At 34.3% G+C, this 15,609-nt stretch carries 23 protein-coding genes; 11 read left to right on the top strand and 12 right to left on the bottom strand.

From position 1 onward, the window contains the following. Entirely contained in the window at nt 1–771 is a 771-nt protein-coding gene (locus CVO_RS09040) for a c-type cytochrome (protein WP_159571777.1), read from the bottom strand. A 133-nt stretch (nt 772–904) separates the two neighbouring features. Then, complete coding sequence (locus CVO_RS09045; protein WP_152298540.1) at nt 905–1,324, bottom strand: arsenate reductase ArsC; 420 nt, start codon at nt 1,322–1,324, stop codon at nt 905–907. A 262-nt stretch (nt 1,325–1,586) separates the two neighbouring features. Between CVO_RS09045 and CVO_RS09895 the strand changes: the two genes are divergently transcribed. The 3 genes from CVO_RS09895 to CVO_RS09055 all read left to right on the top strand — a co-directional run bounded on the left by CVO_RS09895 (nt 1,587) and on the right by CVO_RS09055 (nt 3,977). Next, nucleotides 1,587–1,721, top strand: a complete 135-nt coding sequence (locus tag CVO_RS09895; RefSeq protein ID WP_256365630.1) for a hypothetical protein — start codon at nt 1,587–1,589, stop codon at nt 1,719–1,721. 136 nt (nt 1,722–1,857) lie between these two features. Then, entirely contained in the window at nt 1,858–3,084 is a 1,227-nt protein-coding gene (locus tag CVO_RS09050; protein ID WP_159571780.1) for an ATP-binding protein, read from the top strand. A 14-nt stretch (nt 3,085–3,098) separates the two neighbouring features. Next, the gene (locus CVO_RS09055; RefSeq protein WP_152298538.1) at nt 3,099–3,977 is read left to right on the top strand and encodes a mechanosensitive ion channel family protein; all 879 of its coding nucleotides are present in this window, start codon (nt 3,099–3,101) and stop codon (nt 3,975–3,977) included. Between the two features lie 51 nt (nt 3,978–4,028). Here the strand turns inward: CVO_RS09055 and CVO_RS09060 are convergent, their stop codons facing one another. Beyond that, a complete protein-coding gene (locus CVO_RS09060; RefSeq protein WP_159571783.1) occupies nt 4,029–4,607 on the bottom strand; it encodes a thermonuclease family protein in 579 nt (192 codons plus the stop codon). Between the two features lie 178 nt (nt 4,608–4,785). Here CVO_RS09060 and CVO_RS09065 point away from each other — a divergent pair, with 178 nt between their 5' ends. The 6 genes from CVO_RS09065 to CVO_RS09090 are packed head-to-tail and all read left to right on the top strand — an operon-like array spanning nt 4,786 to nt 8,129. After that, nucleotides 4,786–5,109, top strand: a complete 324-nt coding sequence (locus tag CVO_RS09065; protein WP_152298536.1) for a DUF134 domain-containing protein — start codon at nt 4,786–4,788, stop codon at nt 5,107–5,109. Further along, a complete protein-coding gene (locus tag CVO_RS09070; RefSeq protein ID WP_159571786.1) occupies nt 5,081–5,680 on the top strand; it encodes a NifB/NifX family molybdenum-iron cluster-binding protein in 600 nt (199 codons plus the stop codon). The genes CVO_RS09065 and CVO_RS09070 overlap by 29 nt, the downstream gene beginning before the upstream one ends. Continuing rightward, on the top strand, nt 5,680–6,531 hold the full coding sequence (locus CVO_RS09075; protein ID WP_159571789.1) for an ATP-binding protein: 852 nt from the start codon (nt 5,680–5,682) through the stop codon (nt 6,529–6,531). Before CVO_RS09070 ends, CVO_RS09075 begins: the two co-directional genes overlap by 1 nt. Then, on the top strand, nt 6,528–7,406 hold the full coding sequence (locus CVO_RS09080) for an ATP-binding protein (RefSeq protein WP_159571792.1): 879 nt from the start codon (nt 6,528–6,530) through the stop codon (nt 7,404–7,406). Before CVO_RS09075 ends, CVO_RS09080 begins: the two co-directional genes overlap by 4 nt. Before the next feature lies 1 nt (nt 7,407). Further along, nucleotides 7,408–7,752 carry a NifB/NifX family molybdenum-iron cluster-binding protein gene (locus CVO_RS09085; protein WP_159571795.1) on the top strand — a complete coding sequence of 115 codons (345 nt, stop codon included), beginning with the start codon at nt 7,408–7,410 and terminating at the stop codon, nt 7,750–7,752. An 11-nt stretch (nt 7,753–7,763) separates the two neighbouring features. Continuing rightward, nucleotides 7,764–8,129, top strand: coding sequence for a NifB/NifX family molybdenum-iron cluster-binding protein (locus CVO_RS09090; RefSeq protein WP_152298531.1), 366 nt, complete (start codon nt 7,764–7,766; stop codon nt 8,127–8,129). A gap of 11 nt (nt 8,130–8,140) precedes the next feature. Here the strand turns inward: CVO_RS09090 and CVO_RS09095 are convergent, their stop codons facing one another. From CVO_RS09095 to CVO_RS09120, 6 genes are all read right to left on the bottom strand, one after another. Then, the gene (locus tag CVO_RS09095; RefSeq protein ID WP_152298530.1) at nt 8,141–8,347 is read right to left on the bottom strand and encodes a hypothetical protein; all 207 of its coding nucleotides are present in this window, start codon (nt 8,345–8,347) and stop codon (nt 8,141–8,143) included. Then, entirely contained in the window at nt 8,344–10,098 is a 1,755-nt protein-coding gene (locus tag CVO_RS09100; RefSeq protein WP_188093941.1) for a Na/Pi cotransporter family protein, read from the bottom strand. The genes CVO_RS09095 and CVO_RS09100 overlap by 4 nt, the downstream gene beginning before the upstream one ends. 73 nt (nt 10,099–10,171) lie before the next feature. After that, nucleotides 10,172–10,867: a penicillin-binding transpeptidase domain-containing protein gene (locus tag CVO_RS09105; protein WP_159571801.1), complete on the bottom strand. Its 696-nt coding sequence runs from the start codon at nt 10,865–10,867 to the stop codon at nt 10,172–10,174. Between the two features lie 34 nt (nt 10,868–10,901). Continuing rightward, nucleotides 10,902–11,681: a PhzF family phenazine biosynthesis protein gene (locus CVO_RS09110; RefSeq protein WP_159571804.1), complete on the bottom strand. Its 780-nt coding sequence runs from the start codon at nt 11,679–11,681 to the stop codon at nt 10,902–10,904. 31 nt (nt 11,682–11,712) lie between these two features. Then, nucleotides 11,713–11,910 carry a hypothetical protein gene (locus tag CVO_RS09115; protein ID WP_159571807.1) on the bottom strand — a complete coding sequence of 66 codons (198 nt, stop codon included), beginning with the start codon at nt 11,908–11,910 and terminating at the stop codon, nt 11,713–11,715. Nucleotides 11,911–11,915: 5 nt separating this feature from the next. After that, entirely contained in the window at nt 11,916–12,140 is a 225-nt protein-coding gene (locus CVO_RS09120) for a DUF2798 domain-containing protein (protein WP_159571810.1), read from the bottom strand. 137 nt (nt 12,141–12,277) lie between these two features. On the opposite strand from CVO_RS09120, the gene CVO_RS09125 reads away from it, so the two are divergent. Then, entirely contained in the window at nt 12,278–12,427 is a 150-nt protein-coding gene (locus tag CVO_RS09125; protein ID WP_159571813.1) for a hypothetical protein, read from the top strand. 77 nt (nt 12,428–12,504) lie between these two features. Here CVO_RS09125 and CVO_RS09130 read toward each other — a convergent pair whose 3' ends face one another. The 3 genes from CVO_RS09130 to CVO_RS09140 form a co-directional block, all read right to left on the bottom strand. Then, nucleotides 12,505–12,963, bottom strand: a complete 459-nt coding sequence (locus CVO_RS09130) for an FKBP-type peptidyl-prolyl cis-trans isomerase (protein ID WP_159571816.1) — start codon at nt 12,961–12,963, stop codon at nt 12,505–12,507. An 83-nt stretch (nt 12,964–13,046) separates the two neighbouring features. Next, nucleotides 13,047–13,574, bottom strand: coding sequence for a hypothetical protein (locus tag CVO_RS09135; protein WP_159571819.1), 528 nt, complete (start codon nt 13,572–13,574; stop codon nt 13,047–13,049). A 10-nt stretch (nt 13,575–13,584) separates the two neighbouring features. Further along, nucleotides 13,585–14,043: a helix-turn-helix domain-containing protein gene (locus CVO_RS09140; RefSeq protein ID WP_159571822.1), complete on the bottom strand. Its 459-nt coding sequence runs from the start codon at nt 14,041–14,043 to the stop codon at nt 13,585–13,587. A gap of 180 nt (nt 14,044–14,223) precedes the next feature. On the opposite strand from CVO_RS09140, the gene CVO_RS09145 reads away from it, so the two are divergent. Next, entirely contained in the window at nt 14,224–15,606 is a 1,383-nt protein-coding gene (locus CVO_RS09145) for an MBOAT family O-acyltransferase (RefSeq protein ID WP_159571825.1), read from the top strand. Nucleotides 15,607–15,609: the final 3 nt, after the last annotated feature.

Genomic DNA, 15,609 nt, shown 5'->3' on the forward strand with positions numbered 1-15,609 from the left:
TCAATCATACTTATGATAAAGATATTCAGCTAATCCGCTTGATTCACTATCCGTCATAGCCCCTTTTAAAGAAGGCATAAGACCAAACTGCTTAATAGCTTTTTTTCCATAAATAGATTTTCTTCTGTCAGGCTCGTTGATGTAATCTTTTATAAAATCTACAAATTCTTCTTTTGTTTTGGTTTCAGTTTTTAACTTATGAATAACATCTTTGGCATATGGTGCGCCATGTATATTTGTAATTTTGCCGCCGGACTCATCGACACCTAGCACGGTAACATGGCACTCTGCACAATATTTGTTAAAAAGCTCTTCATTTGCTTTTTCCAACTGTGCCGATTTTTCATCTTTTTCATAAGAGACAACTTTTTCTTCTGTTTTTTGTGGCTCTTTGCCATAATCGCTATAAAGATATTCAGCCAATATGCTTGATTCACTATCTGTCATAGCCCCTTTTAAAGAAGGCATAAGACCAAACTGCTTAATAGCTTTTTTTCCATAAACAGATTTTCTTTTGTCAGGTTCATTGATGTAGTCTTTTATAAAACTTATAAATTCTTCTTTTGTTTTGGTTTCAGTTTTTAATTTATGAATAACATCTTTGGCATACGGTGCGCCATATATATTTTTAATTTTACCGCCGGATTCATCCACACCCAGTATGGTAGTATGACACTCTGCACAATATTTGTTAAAAAACTCTTCCCCTGATTGAGAAAACAATGTAGATGTAGTTAATAGTGTATAGAGTACAATATTTTTCACTTTCATCTAATACATCCTTTTGTTAAATTTATTAAAATGATAACATATAATTCTGGCAAAAATAGGACAAAATGCCCAATAAAATAGTTATCATTAATAAATATTATAAATGATGTTAATATATAAATATATTTAACCCTTAAGAATTTTGAATAAAATCTTTGACCTTTGCTTCAATCTCATCACGGACGCTACGCACTTTTTGCATAATCTCTTCATCACTTCCTTTAAAGCTTGAAGGATCAGAAAAACTCCAAGCAATAATTTTATTTATACCTGGAAAAATTGGGCACTGCTGTGATGCTTCATCACACACAGCAATCACATGGGTAAATCTTTTTCCTTCTTTATAAAGATCAAACACCGCCTTTGGAGTATTATCTGAAATATCAACTTCTTTTTCAGCCATAGCACGAACAACATAAGGATTAAGCTTACCGGGTTTAATTCCTGCACTTTGGGCTGTGTCGTCAACATCCTTTGCATATAGATTAAAAAAAGCTTCTGCCATTTGGCTGCGAGCACTATTATGCACACAAACAAATAATACTTTTAACATATAAATTCCTCAATTAATTTAAATTTTTTAAAAAATATCGCCAACACATATCAATCTTTATTGTATGTTTAGGGCTTAAATAAAATATTATAGTTTGTCTTCATTACAAAATGATTACTTTTTTATCCATTTTTTAAGCATAAAAAAAACTTAAACAGAAACGCTAATTATAAAAGTATAAGAGAGTCAAAAGTTAAATCGGATAAAATTACTCCGATTTAAAAACAGTAGAGGGTAAGGCTCTCTTAACAAAGGATACACAATGAAAACATTTATTTTACTAATCGGATTAACACTAGGTGCTCTTCAAGCTGACAATACTGTAACTTACAACACAAACAGCGGCGGCAACACCGAGGGCATTAAAACCAATCACCCAAATCAAGACCTTTATTAAGGTTTGATTTTACACCTCATCTACTTCTTTAGATGAGGTTTCTCCCTCTTTCTCTCTTTTTTAAAAAACATAAACTTCTGCAAATATCAATAAATATGCTAAAATAAATCCAAATTTGATAAAAAAGGTTAGTTGTATGAGCGATAAATCTAACGAATCAAAAAATAAAAAATTTTTATCATTTTTTAAAGATAAAATCAAAGAGTTTAAAAAATCAATAGGTATAGTAGATAAAAAAGAACCTATCTCTTTTGAACTATCCGAATTTATTCAAGAAACAGAATCTGCTTTGCAAGAGCTGCCGCAAAATTATAAAAACCTTTATGAACTCAAACCTGCGCAAGAATATTTTTTTGTAAATAGAAAAAATGAAATAGAAAAACTTGAAAAATCTTTTACAAACTGGACAAAAAACCGTTTTGTAACATGCGCCCTAATCGCTGAAAAAGGGTCCGGGGTAACTTCTCTGCTCAATAATTTTTTAGAAAAAATTCCACAAATAGACACCATTAGAGGTGAAATGCATGAAAAAATCTACACAAAAGAGTCCTATTTTGAATTTTTCAACTCTCTTTTAAATACACAAAATATTACTACAAATAAAGAGCTGATAGATTTTTTAAATAATTCGCAAAGTGCAAAAATAATTATTATAGAAAATCTCCATCATATGTTTTTAAAAAAAGTAGGCGGATTTGAGAGCATAAAACTGCTCTTTGAACTTATCTCCTACACGACAAAAAAAGTACTTTGGATTGGAAATTTTACACCTGAAACATGGAGCTATCTTGATAAAACAATCTCCATTTCAAACTACTTTACAAGCGAAATAGCCATGGAAGAGCTAAATCATGAGATTATCAAAGAGATATTATTTAGAAGAAACAAGTATGAAGATCTTACAATAGAGTTTATACCGCAAGAAGATACTTTAGAGAGTAAAATATTTGAAAAATTAGATGATGATGAAAAACAGCCTTATCTGGAAGAGAGATTTTTTAAACTACTATATAAACTCTCATATGGAAATATATCTCTTGCTTTACTCTACTGGGTCAGAGCAATTGACAAAATTGATGAACAAACTATCTTTGTAAAAGAGATAGAAGATCTTGACTACTCATTTATTAAAAATCTCTCGGCTAAATCTCTCTTTACATTGCAAGCACTTATGCTCCATGATGGGCTGACTCTGCATGATTTTGCTATTGTAATGAATGAATCATCTGAAGAGTGCCGTAAAATACTTATGCCTATGCTTGAAAAAGGGTTGCTCATTCAGCCGTATAAAAAGTACAATATAAATCCGGCTATATACAAACAAGTTCATAATTATCTCTCATCTAAAAATTTTATTCACTGAAACGGGATACTTATATGAAATTTATAATACTTTTCTTTTTAACTTTTTTTACACATATCCTCTATGCAGCAGATATTTTGCAAAAAGATGATGCTTCAAAGGTTGATCCAATGGATTTGATTGCGATTATCTCGGTTTCAAAAATTCTTTGGACACTGCTCTTTTTTGTTATCGCATATATTTTTATAACTTTCTTTACAAAAGCACTTGAATTTTTTGCCGAAAAGAGTTCAAAAGCGAGAATAACCATCAAAGGTCTAATTCCTATTATCAGAATTGCTCTTTGGGCAGCAGTTATTGTTATAATTGTAAAAGTGATCTATCATCCGCCAATGGAGATGCTTATGACGGCATTGGCATCCGTAGCCATTGCCGTAGGTTTTGCAACACAGGACCTGCTCAAAAATATATTTGGCGGAATTATGCTTCTGTTTGACCGTCCTTTTAAAGTGGGGGACAAGATTGAAGTCGGAGAAAATTACGGTGAAGTTATAAATATCGGTCTGCGGGCAACGCGCATCGTAACTCCTGATGATTCAATGGTTATTGTTCCAAATATGGAGCTTATGAACACATCGGTATCCAACAGTAATTCAGGCGAACTATACTGTCAAGTAGTTGCAAAAATAATGCTCCCCATCGATGCTCCCATGGACAAAATCCGTAAAGTTGCCATCGAAACAGCTCAGGTTTCAAGATATATCTATCTCAACAAACCCATTGAAGTACTATTTACAAACAGAATCTATCAGCACAAATCTTTTTTAGAAATGAAGATAAAAGCTTATGTTATGGATATCCGCTATGAATTTAAATTTAAAAGCGATATGACAGAAATTGTTATAAAAGAGCTTCTTGCTCAAGGTCTTGTAAATAAAGATGAACTTGAATAACTATAGTATCTTTACAAACAAGACTCATTTGCAAAAGTAATAACAAACTTTTTAAAGCCCTCTTTGTTGTTGTTTAAGTATATCTGACGCAACATCTTTTTTTTGAGTAAATCCACATCCGCAAGATTCTATATCTTGATTTTCAAGTGCTTTCATCTCTTTATATTTACCCCAAAGTCCAATGCCATTCTCTTTTGCGTAGTTTTGAGCAATTAACATTCTATTTTTCAATCCGGTTGGCAGACTTGGATCTTCAACATCAGTCAAAGCATAGCCATCTCTAACTATCTTGTAGTTAAAATCATTGTTGCTTATCCACACATATTCAAGACCATGCTCATCTTTAGAAAAAATTTGATATGAAAGATCTACGCCCTCAGGAAACATTTTTTTCATATATGACAAAGCTTCTCTTTTTAACTCATCTCTTTTATTATAATCTACAAGCTGAATGGTTTCTTTGCTGTTATTTGCTTTTGCAAAAAGTTCTATTCCACTTAAGTGAATCTTTTTTTCAACACCGTCTTTGTCTATTTTCACTGTATTTTCCGAAATAATTTCAACCATTTTTGCAGATTGGGCGAAAACCAGAGAGGTAAACAAAGCTATAAGTAAAACAAATTTTTTCATCTGTACTCCTTTATAAGATTTAAAAATGATAACAAAAAAATACTGATTTTTCTTTATAAAAATAAATAATAAATAAAATATTTAAAAAATAAAATGATTTTTTACTTGACAAACGAAAATATGCACATTATAATTACAGCTGAAATTGAACATATGTTCAAAATTAAAGGAAAAAACAATGAACCAATTTGGCAGAAAAAGAAAACACAGAAGAGTAGATGAAGATCATAGTGATATCTGTTTTAAGCCATGTGGTGTATGCAAAAAATCGCTTGAGTATGTAGTACTGTTTGAAGAAGAGATGGAAGCTATAAGATTGAGTGATTCTTTGGGTTTGTATCAACAGGAGTGTGCTGATCGTATGGGTATATCACGAACTACTTTTTCCCGAACGATTGAGAGTGCAAGACGAAAAATTGCAGATGCGTTGTTAAATGCAAAAGCAATTATTATTCATACAAAGGAATCATATAATGAGAGTAGCATTTCCAACGAACAATGAACAAACAATAGCAAAACATATCGGTCTTTGTAAAAAAATTGTTATCTATGAAAATGAAAAAAGAGTTGAAGTAATCGAAAATCCGATTTTAAAAATGGTAAAACAGCAGAATCTGCCGATTTCAAAAGCAGGAGAAAGACACTTTGGTACGGGCAGAATTTTGTCACAATTTTTGTCAGAAAAAAATATTGATATTTTTGCTGCAGTGGAGTTTTACTCACAAGGGTTAAAACAAAATCTTGAACAATTAGCAATCACAGCCTATGAAGCACAGGAAAAAGATATAGAAACAGTGTTGAATATACTTAGCAAAAAAGATATGTTTACAAATAATGATGAGAGAGGTAAAGAGATGTATACAAAAAGAGGATTGAGTGCTATGCAAGGAAGAGGCATAAGAAAAGGTCGCGGCATGGGCCTTGGCAGAAATGAAAAAAGAAGTGAGGATATAAATACCAATTATCTAAGAGATGAAGAGAGTTATATAAAAAGAGGGTCAAGTTTTATGCAAAGAAGATGTGCAAGAGGAGGTCGTGGCATGGGATTTGGTAGAGGCACTGGAAGCCTGTAATGAAGATAACTATAGCAAGCGGAAAAGGCGGGACTGGTAAAACTACCATTTCTACAAATCTCTCTTCCTATCTAGCAAAAGAGGCAGATGTTGTGCTCGCGGATCTGGATGTTGAAGAACCAAATTCCAAACTCTTTATCGAGGGGAATCTGATTTTTGAAAAAGCATGCGACAAAATGGTACCTCAATGGAAAAAAGATGAGTGTACTTTATGCGGCAACTGTGAAGAGGTCTGCAGATTCAATGCAGTTATAAAAGTAGGTGACGAAATTTTGGTATTTCCGGAACTTTGTCATAGCTGTTATGCCTGCTCAGAACTATGTCCGACTGAATCTCTTCCAATGATACCGCAAAAAATTGGCGAATTAAAGCATTTTAAAACTGAAAATTTAGATTTTGTTGAGGGAAGATTAGACATAGGAGAGGAGCAGGCTGTCCCTCTTATCAGCCAGGTCATTGAGTATATAGATGAAAAATTTTCACAAGACACCATCAAGCTCTTTGATGCTCCTCCGGGAACTTCCTGCCCGGTCATTGAGGCGAGCCGCGGAAGCGATTTTGTTATATTGGTAACCGAATCGACCCCTTTTGGACTCAATGATCTCAAGCTTGCTGTAGAAACAATGAGAGTTTTATGTCAAAAATTTGGTGTAGTAATCAATCGCCATGGCATCGGCGACAATGGTGTAGAAGAGTATTGTAATGCCGAGGGTATCCCTATAATTGCCAAAATTCCAAACGACAGAAGAGTCGCCGAGCTTTACTCCAAAGGCGAGCTGATTTATCCGAAAATTCAAGAGTTTGAAACCGCATTAAAGCAGATAGCAGAGTTTGTCGGGGGTGTCAAATGAAAGAGGTAGTCATTATCTCAGGTAAAGGGGGAACCGGTAAAACCTCTTTTGCTGCATCCTTTGCCTATCTTGAAAAAGAGAATGCCGTTATAGCTGATTGTGATGTCGATGCTGCAAATATGCATCTTCTTTTGGAAGCTGATTTTAGATATCAGGAGGATTTTTATAGCGGCGAGATAGCTGTTATCGACGAAGAGAATTGTATAAATTGCGGAGAGTGCAAAGAGGTATGCCGATTTGATGCTATTCATGTGATAGATGATCAGCATCGTGTTGATCCTATTTCGTGCGAAGGGTGTTGGTACTGTTCCAGAATCTGTCCGGTAGAAGCAATTGATATGAAAACACAAAAAGTCGGAGATTTTTATCTCTCCATGACAAAAGCCCAAAGCGAAATGGTACATGCAAAACTTGGTTTTGCAGCAGAGAACTCCGGAAAGCTCGTGGCAAAAGTAAAAAATGAAGCGAAAAAACTAACTTTGGCAAATAAAAAAGAGTTTTTGATTGTTGATGGAAGTCCCGGTGTGGGATGTCCTGTTATCTCCTCCTTAAGCGGGGCAGATTTGGCACTGCTGGTTACGGAAGCAACCGTTTCGGGACTTCATGATCTTAAAAGAGTTTATAAACTGGTTAAAAGTTTCAATATAGAAGCTGCTTGTATTATCAACAAGTATGATTTAAATATAGATGTAACCAAAGAGATTGAGGCTTTTTTAGAAGAAGAAGATATCACTCTTATAACAAAAATTGCCTATGATGAAACATTTGCAAAAGCTCTTTCTCAAGCAAAAACGATTATAGAATATGGCGATAGCAGTCTTAAAACAGAGATTGAAAAAAGTTGGCAATACATAAAAAATATACTAAGGAGTTAAAATGAAAATTGTATTTACGGCAAAGGGTGAGAGCTGGGATTCTTTAATGGACCCAAGATTTGGAAGAACTGACACACTTGTTGTGTATAATGAGGAGGATGATTCTTTAAGTTTTATCTCTAATGCGGATACGGAGACAATGGAACACGGAGCTGGACTTCAGGCGGCAAAAAAAGTGCTTGAACTCAATCCCGATATCCTTATAACCGGAAATGGACCCGGTAACAAAGCTTTAGAGATATTAAAAAAATCAAAAGTAACCATGTATGTAGACGCAGGTGACATGACGGTTAAAGAAGCTTATAGCGCATTTATTGCCAATAAATTAACAAAATTTCAAAAATAGGGAGTAAAAAAATGAGAATAGTTTATCCAACAGATGAGAATATGGGATATTTGTCAAAAATAGGTGCACACTTTGGAAAAGCAAAATTTTACACAATTATTACATTAGAAAATGACAAAATGATTGATGTAGAGGGAGTAGAAAATCCCGGTCACAGCGGAGGAGCCTGCGGTAATGCAGTAGCCAATATTATGAGTTTAAATCCTGATGCTTTAGTTGTCTCTGGAATAGGAGGTTCTCCTGCACAAGGGTTTGCACAAGCCGGACTGGATCTTTACTTTGACTCTACTTCAAAAACAGTTCAAGAAAGTGTGGCACGACTTATAAAAAATGAGCTGCAAAAAAGCGACGGTCAAGGAACCTGTTCAGCACATTAAATTTTTATGGGCTAAACTCTATCAAGCAATTTTTTTAAAATATAGAGTTTAGCTTTTAAATCCTGTAGCTCTTCCTCATTGGAAGACTCTTTTATCTCTTTTTTTGTCTGCTCAATCTTTTCAAAAAGTTTCTCTTTTAACATCTGCTGCTTTTTTTCATCGTTTATTTCACTAAAAAAGAGTTTTTCTATGCCTTTAAATACCTTGTCTATCTTCATTTTTGAGTTCCTAGTGTTCTAATATCTGCATCTTTTATCCACAATATTGTAGCAACTTGTAACAACTTTTGTGTTACATCATAAGCAAACGAGCTGTCATTGATAAGCGATGTCGCCATCTTGGAATCAATCCTGTTTTCTCGTATAAGTGTATCTATCCTGCTGTTTTTTATGTTGTCCAGCGCTTTTGTACTCTCTTTTAAAAGCTCGATTGTAGAGATGACATCCAAATCATCATCATGCTCTTTTAACTTCTCTATAGCATCTATTGTCTTTGCAATGTAAACTCTTAGGTTGTTATACTCCTCTTTAACATAACTATTTTTTGATTTGGAGTAGTAAAAGATGTTTTTTTGCAGCTCTCTCATATATTTTAAAGCCTCTACAATCTCGCGTGAAGCAAGTTTTAGGTCATACACTCTGTTTTGATCCTCTTCATTCATATTTTCCTGAGAAAGAGTCGCATAATGGATTATCTCTCCGTAAAGTGATTTAATCTTATTTGCATAAAACTCATCCACATCCGTATTTACACTTATATCTGAATTTTTTACAACATTCTCTATATCTTTACTCCCTATAAATTTATGACGGTGCAAAAACATAGAGTGAGAAATGGCTTCAACGGCACTGTCATAAAGATGTATAGTCTCTTTTTTTATCGACTCTATCGCCGCATTCGGAACATTAATAACTATATTATCAAGATATAAAGGTTTAATAGTATAAATATTTACTTCTATAAAAAGTGTCTCCAAATACTTTACGAGTTTTTGTGTGAAAGGAGAGACAATTATAACCCCCAAAATATTAAAGAGTGTGTGAAAAAGTGCAAGTTTCATGGCATAATCGCTATCTGCAATGCCTATTTTTGAAGCTAAAAATGTTGTCAAATCGCTTAACTGGTAGAGAAAAACAATAGCAACAACTGCCGTCGTTATATTAAAAATAAAGTGTGCAACAGCCACTCTTTTCCCATTTGAGTTTGAAGAGATAGCTCCCAATATAGCGGTAACAGTTGTACCAATATTTGCTCCGATAGCAAGTTCAAGAGCATTGATATAGATGATTTGGTTTGTTGCAAGTGCTGTAATAACAAGTGCCATCGTTGCCGCGCTTGACTGCATAAGAACAGTTGCTACAATTCCAAACAATATATAAATCAAAACACCAAAATAGCCTTCAACCGCATATTTTGATAGATTAAGCGTACTTTGCAAAATCTCAAATCCATCTTTCATATAAGCAATACCGAGAAAAACAAACCCTAGTCCAAGCAAAACTTTTCCAACCCCTTGATAGCTTTTACTATTTGAAAATTTAAGAACCACCCCAAAAATTATCATAGGCATTGCAAAAGTCGCTATATCTATCTTTACACCAAATGAAGAAACTATCCACGCAGTCGTTGTAGAACCGATATTTGAACCAAATATGACTCCAATGGCACCGCTTAAACTAATAAGCTCTGCACTTAAAAATGAGATAATGATGATAGAAACTAAAGAGGAGCTTTGCATAATGGCAGTTGCAACAAATCCCGTACCTATAGCCTTTGGCAGAGTATCGGTACTAGCTTGCAAAGCCTTCTCAAGCATACCGCCGCTAAAGAGCTTAAAGCCATCCTCCATAAAAAACATACCGACTAAAAATATGGCAATTCCAGCTATAATGATCTTGTAGTCGTCACTATAAAAAACCACAAATGCAAGAGAAAGTAAAAAAAACTGAAAATAGTACTTTTTAAACATCAACGACCTTAGATGAAATGAGTGTGATTTAACATACTACTATCTTTTGTTTTAAATTTGCTTTTTAATAAAATCATCTTTTGAAATACTCTAATACTACTCTTTTTGCTTCTGCTCCGTTTGCGCCTTCGCCTTTTATGTTAAAAGCAAAAACAGTAGTTTTACCACTCTCTTGCACAAAACCCACAAACCAGCCTACTCCGGCACAGCTTCCTGTTTTTGCCGCCAATGTATAGCCATTGTGCTTTTTTAGAGTCATAATATTTTTTGTAATCTTCATGGCGCGAGGCGAAAACGGCAACTCATTTTTAACAAGTGACGCCATAAAATCTACTTGTTCATTTAGTGATATTTTTATACTTCCGCCGCCAAGCCAAAAACCATCAAGCGAACTTGAAATATCCATGTTTCCATATTTTACAGCTCTGACGCTCCTCTTCATCTGCTCCTCGCCGATTCGCCTTGCCATCTCTTGATAAAACCATACGGTAGATACGGCTATGGCAGAACGCATTGAGTGGTCGCGGTTCCATACTTCATACTCTCGCTTCACTCCATCCCACTTTACTGTTTCATTTTCATCTTTAACGACTTTGCTATCAAGCGCGATCAATGAGTTTAAGATCTTAAAAGTTGAACATGGGCTCAGTCTCTCATCGGCTCTGCTTCCAAAAACTTTTTTTTCTGAACTGTTGAGATCCAAGATAACCGCACTTCCGTTATATTTGCCGAAATTTGGCTCTTTAGCAAAGAGAACTACACTCAGCATAAATAGCATTATTAATTTAAACATTTTAACCTCATCACAACTCTACAACTCCCTCAAGATATTTTACGCCGTATCCTGCTATCTCAACTCTTAAGCCGTGAAGTTTGCAAAAAACTTCTCCGCCTCTTTTTGAGACCTGCTTGGCTCTAAACTCTTTTTTGTCCAGAACTTTACTCCAGTAAAGCACAAGCTGAGTAAAGGCGGCACCCGTCACGGGGTCTTCATCTATCCCTATTTTTGGAGCAAAGAAACGGCAGACAAAATCATACTCTTTGCTTTTTGAAGTGATGATCACGCCTCTGGCATCGATGTTTTTTAGCTTCTGGAAATTTGGTTTTAGATTTAAAATATCTTCTTCGTTTTCAAAAACAAGCAGATAGTCCATCGACTTGTAACACTCTTTTGGCTGAATCTCAAACGCTTCTGTTAGAGCATACGGAACTGCAGATGCCGCAATCTCCTGAGCCGGAAAATCCATAATAAACTTATCATGCTCTTTTTTGACGCGCAGTTCGCCGCTTTTTGAATCAAAAACGATCTCATCGTTTGGATAGTTTAAAATCTCAAACAGCACAAATGCACTAGCCAAAGTAGCATGTCCGCACATGTCAACTTCTGCAATCGGCGTGAACCAGCGGATGTGATAACGCTCACCCTCTTTTACAAAAAAAGCTGTTTCACAAAGGTTATTCTCCATCGCTATCTTCTGCATTAACTCATCATCAAGCCAACTATCCAGCGGACAAACTGCCGCAGGATTTCCTTCAAATATTTTTTTTGCAAAAGCATCTATTTGGTAAAGTTTAAGATGCATTATATTTTCCTTTCAAACTGCATTAAAATAGCTAAAAACACTCTTCCACTCCTGCAACTTTTTTAACAAGTGATGAAATAAAATTTACTTGTTCACTTAGCGATATTTTTATACTTATGCCACCAAGCCAAAAGCCATCAAGTGAACTTGAAATATTATTGTTCGCATATTTTACAGCTTTTGCTCTCTTCTTCATTTGCTCTTGAACAAACAGAGGTAAAATAGACATTTTTTTTACCTTGATGCTATTTTCATAGCAAGCTTGCGTGCAAAAGGAAATACAAGCAGTATGGTCGGAAATGCAATAACATAAGCCACAAACCATGCATGCATCCAAATTGAGACAAAATTATCCACTAATCCCAAGTTAATAAATGTAATCGCTCCCGACATGATAAAACTCATAAAGCCCGAGAGCAAAAGTGCCTGAACCTGATGAAGATATTTTACTGAAACCATTTTTCCCCTTTTAATTACCGCAACATAAACAATAATAGTATTTTACTTTAATTTATCACTGCCATTTGAATTTTTTAGTCAAATTGTGGATAAGCTCTTTTTATTTTAATTCAAACAAACTCTATATTATCATAGATATGAGGGAAAAAAGGGGTTCTTCTTTTTTACCCCATTTACAAAGGGAGAAAAATGGAGAGCTTCAAGAGATACTGGAACAGGAGAGATGCACGGGAAGAGCGATGCTTGTAATGCTCGAAGATATTCAAGAGCAAAACTATACTTTGTAACACTTTTTGCATCTCTACAATGTTTCATATATTCAGCGCCTAAATTGGTTATCATAAAATCAAACCATCGACTGATCTCAATGATGATGTTCTTCCTTTAGCAGCTCTTGTGCTGCCTCATCCGAGAGCTGTTCTATCTCCAAAATCTTGCCGCTTGCAATAAGTGCGATTCCTGCTAGTTCATGATTTGCATTTAGGATTGCGTGCTCTTTGTCTATGCTCTCAATGACATATACGATGCCTTCCTCTTCGCCGTCAAGTTCTGCACCTACATAAATATCTTCAGGCAAATCCTCTAGCAGCTCTTTTAAAACCAAAGACTCGTCGTACTCTCCAAACGCCTCTGCCGGAGTAAGCGTAACATGAAAAGTATCACCTACTTTTTTTCCCTCAAGCTCATCTTCTAGCTTTTTAAAGATTTGATTGTAACCGCCATGAAGATACATAAGCTCCTCACTCTCATCGATGATATTGCCCTCTTCGTCTTCTAACTTTATAAGCATTGACACAATCGTATTTTTTTTAATTTTATCCACAGAAAATCCTTTTATTTTTATCTACCAATTAGCTCTTTTTGTTTTTTGGTAAGTTTATCGTAAAAAAAAATTTTCTGCTTCTTTTAATTAAAAGCACTTCTCCACTCCTGCAGTTTTTTTTCACTGTAAAAGCGTGATGGAGTAGGAAGAAATCCAAATTTTATACCGTTTTTATCGCAAAACTCTTTTATCTTATATATTTCGTCTCTTATGTTTTGTACATTTTTATCAAACGACTTTCTGGTAAAGTAGACCTCTTTAGTTTTGCCTTTTGAGAGAGTTTTTAAAATATTAGGCGTGTTCCACTCTATCACCTCTTTTAGTTTATCGTCGCCGTAACTGCATATATCTTTTTCGCTCATCTCGACACTTAGTATAAGATCGCTCAGCTCTATGTCATGTTGCATTAAAAACTCTTTTTGTTTTTGCACATCACCCTTTAGGCTCTCTTTGCCGAACACTTCGGGAAGCAGCCTCCAAAAAAAGTTCTTTGCTCTGCCGTAGAAGAACTTGGCATCGTTACACGCAACATCCGGGTTGAAAGTCCCTATGATGAGTGTCTTTCTGCCTTGAAGCGGATACTCTTTTAATAATTTATGTTTTACTCTCATTTAAAAAACTTTAGCATAAAAAAGGTTTAAAATAGTGCTCTATCAATCCTGTTCTCTCCTCTTTTATCTTAGGCAGCTTTAGCAAAATCTCTTTATAGTTACTTGCAAAGATATACCTCTCTACTAAGTTAAGTTGCTCTATCTTTGTATAGATGGGCATCACAAAAGGAGCTCTTTGCTTTATCTCATGCGCTATGGCTTGGCTGTAGAGCAGATGCAGATACTCTATATCTTTTGCATCATTTATCTTAAGCTTAAGTGTTATAATAAACTCTATCTCTTTAAGTTCAAATGTCGCTTTTATCGTCTTTGCATGTTTTTGTAAAATAATCGTAATATCTCTTATTTTGTCAACACTGCTATTTGCATGTTGGAGATAATAAAACAGTTCTGGACGCTCTTTTTCCCATCCATACAAAGTACTTTTTGAAATATTAAATTTTTCTGAAATTTCTTTTACTGTTAGCATTACGATATCCGTATTTTTATTTCTAAAAAGATTATAGTTTTACGGATATGAGAAATATATCAGATAGTTTTTTGTTTAATTTTGCTAATATCGTAAAATTCTTTTCGAGGTATTAAAAAATCAATTATTTTATACGAATACAGTAAAGAATATATTTTATTTTTCATATACTGGAATTTTATGCTTTTCAATTCTTACGAATTTATCTTTTTATTTTTACCAATCCTCTTTTTTGGTTACTTTTTTCTTACATCTAAGCGTCTTATCATCGCTTCTAAAGTCTGGCTTGTGCTTGGGAGCTTGTTTTTTTACTCATGGTGGAATCCAATATATTTACCGCTTATACTTGGAAGTATGACTTTTAATTACCTTGTAGGAAAATCATTAGGTTATAAAGCAACAAAACCAATGTTAACTTTAGGTATTGTTGGGAATGTTGTCCTTCTTGGATATTTCAAATATGCAGATTTTTTTATTGAAAATTACAACTGGGTACTTGGAGCTGATGCAAATTTACTTCATTTAGCACTTCCTCTTGCAATAAGTTACTTTACTTTTCAGCAAATTGCATTTTTAGTAGATAGCTATCGAGGAGAAACAAAAGAATATAATTTTTTAAACTATTCTATGTTTATTACATTTTTTCCGCAACTACTTATGGGTCCAATTATGCACCATAAGGAGATTATTCCGCAGTTCCAGGAGCGTTGGAAACTAGTTATAAGATGGGAAAATGTATCTTTAGGTTTATTTATCTTTGCAATCGGCTTAGCCAAAAAAACTTTACTAGGTGATCCTTTGACAGATTATGCTCAAAATGCTTTTGATCATGCTCAAGACTTGTCAATGATAGAAGCTTGGTATGCAGCTGTATCTTATGTACTTTCTTATTATTTTGATTTATCAGGTTATGCAGATATGGCAATAGGCATTGGAAAAATGTTTAATATCAATATTCCTCTTAACTTTAATAGTCCTTATAAAGCAAGAAACTTTGCAGAATATTGGCAACGATGGCATATGACACTTTCAAGATTTTTAAGTGATTATGTTTATAAGAGTTTAGGTGGGAATAAACGGGTCGCTTGGGTGATGTATCTGAATATTATGATTACCTTTTTTGTAAGTGGTTTTTGGCATGGTGCTGGATGGACTTTTGTTGTTTGGGGATTGCTCAATGGTATTTTTGTTGTAATGGCACATATGATGCGAAAAGCAAAATTTGAAATGAACTTTTATATTGCTTGGGGATTGATGTTTTTAGGAGTCATTATTACAAGAGTTTTATTCGTATCAGATAACTTTAGTGATGCTTGGTATGTAACATATACAATGTTTGATATTTCAAATTTAAGATTTACTCATATGCCATATGCAGATAAATGGTTTCAAACACCCTATATTATAGTAGGTCTTATTTTGGCACTTTTTTTCAAAAACAGCATTGAAATTTCTAAAGACTTCAAACCAAATAGCATATATCTAAGCTATACGGTTATTTTACTTACAGCATCTCTATTTACTTTTTCAAAAGCCAAAGAGTTTTTGTATTTTCAATTTTAAAGG

The sequence above is a fragment of the Sulfurimonas sp. CVO genome (assembly GCF_009883775.1).
In the GTDB taxonomy this organism is placed as follows: domain Bacteria; phylum Campylobacterota; class Campylobacteria; order Campylobacterales; family Sulfurimonadaceae; genus Sulfurimonas; species Sulfurimonas xiamenensis.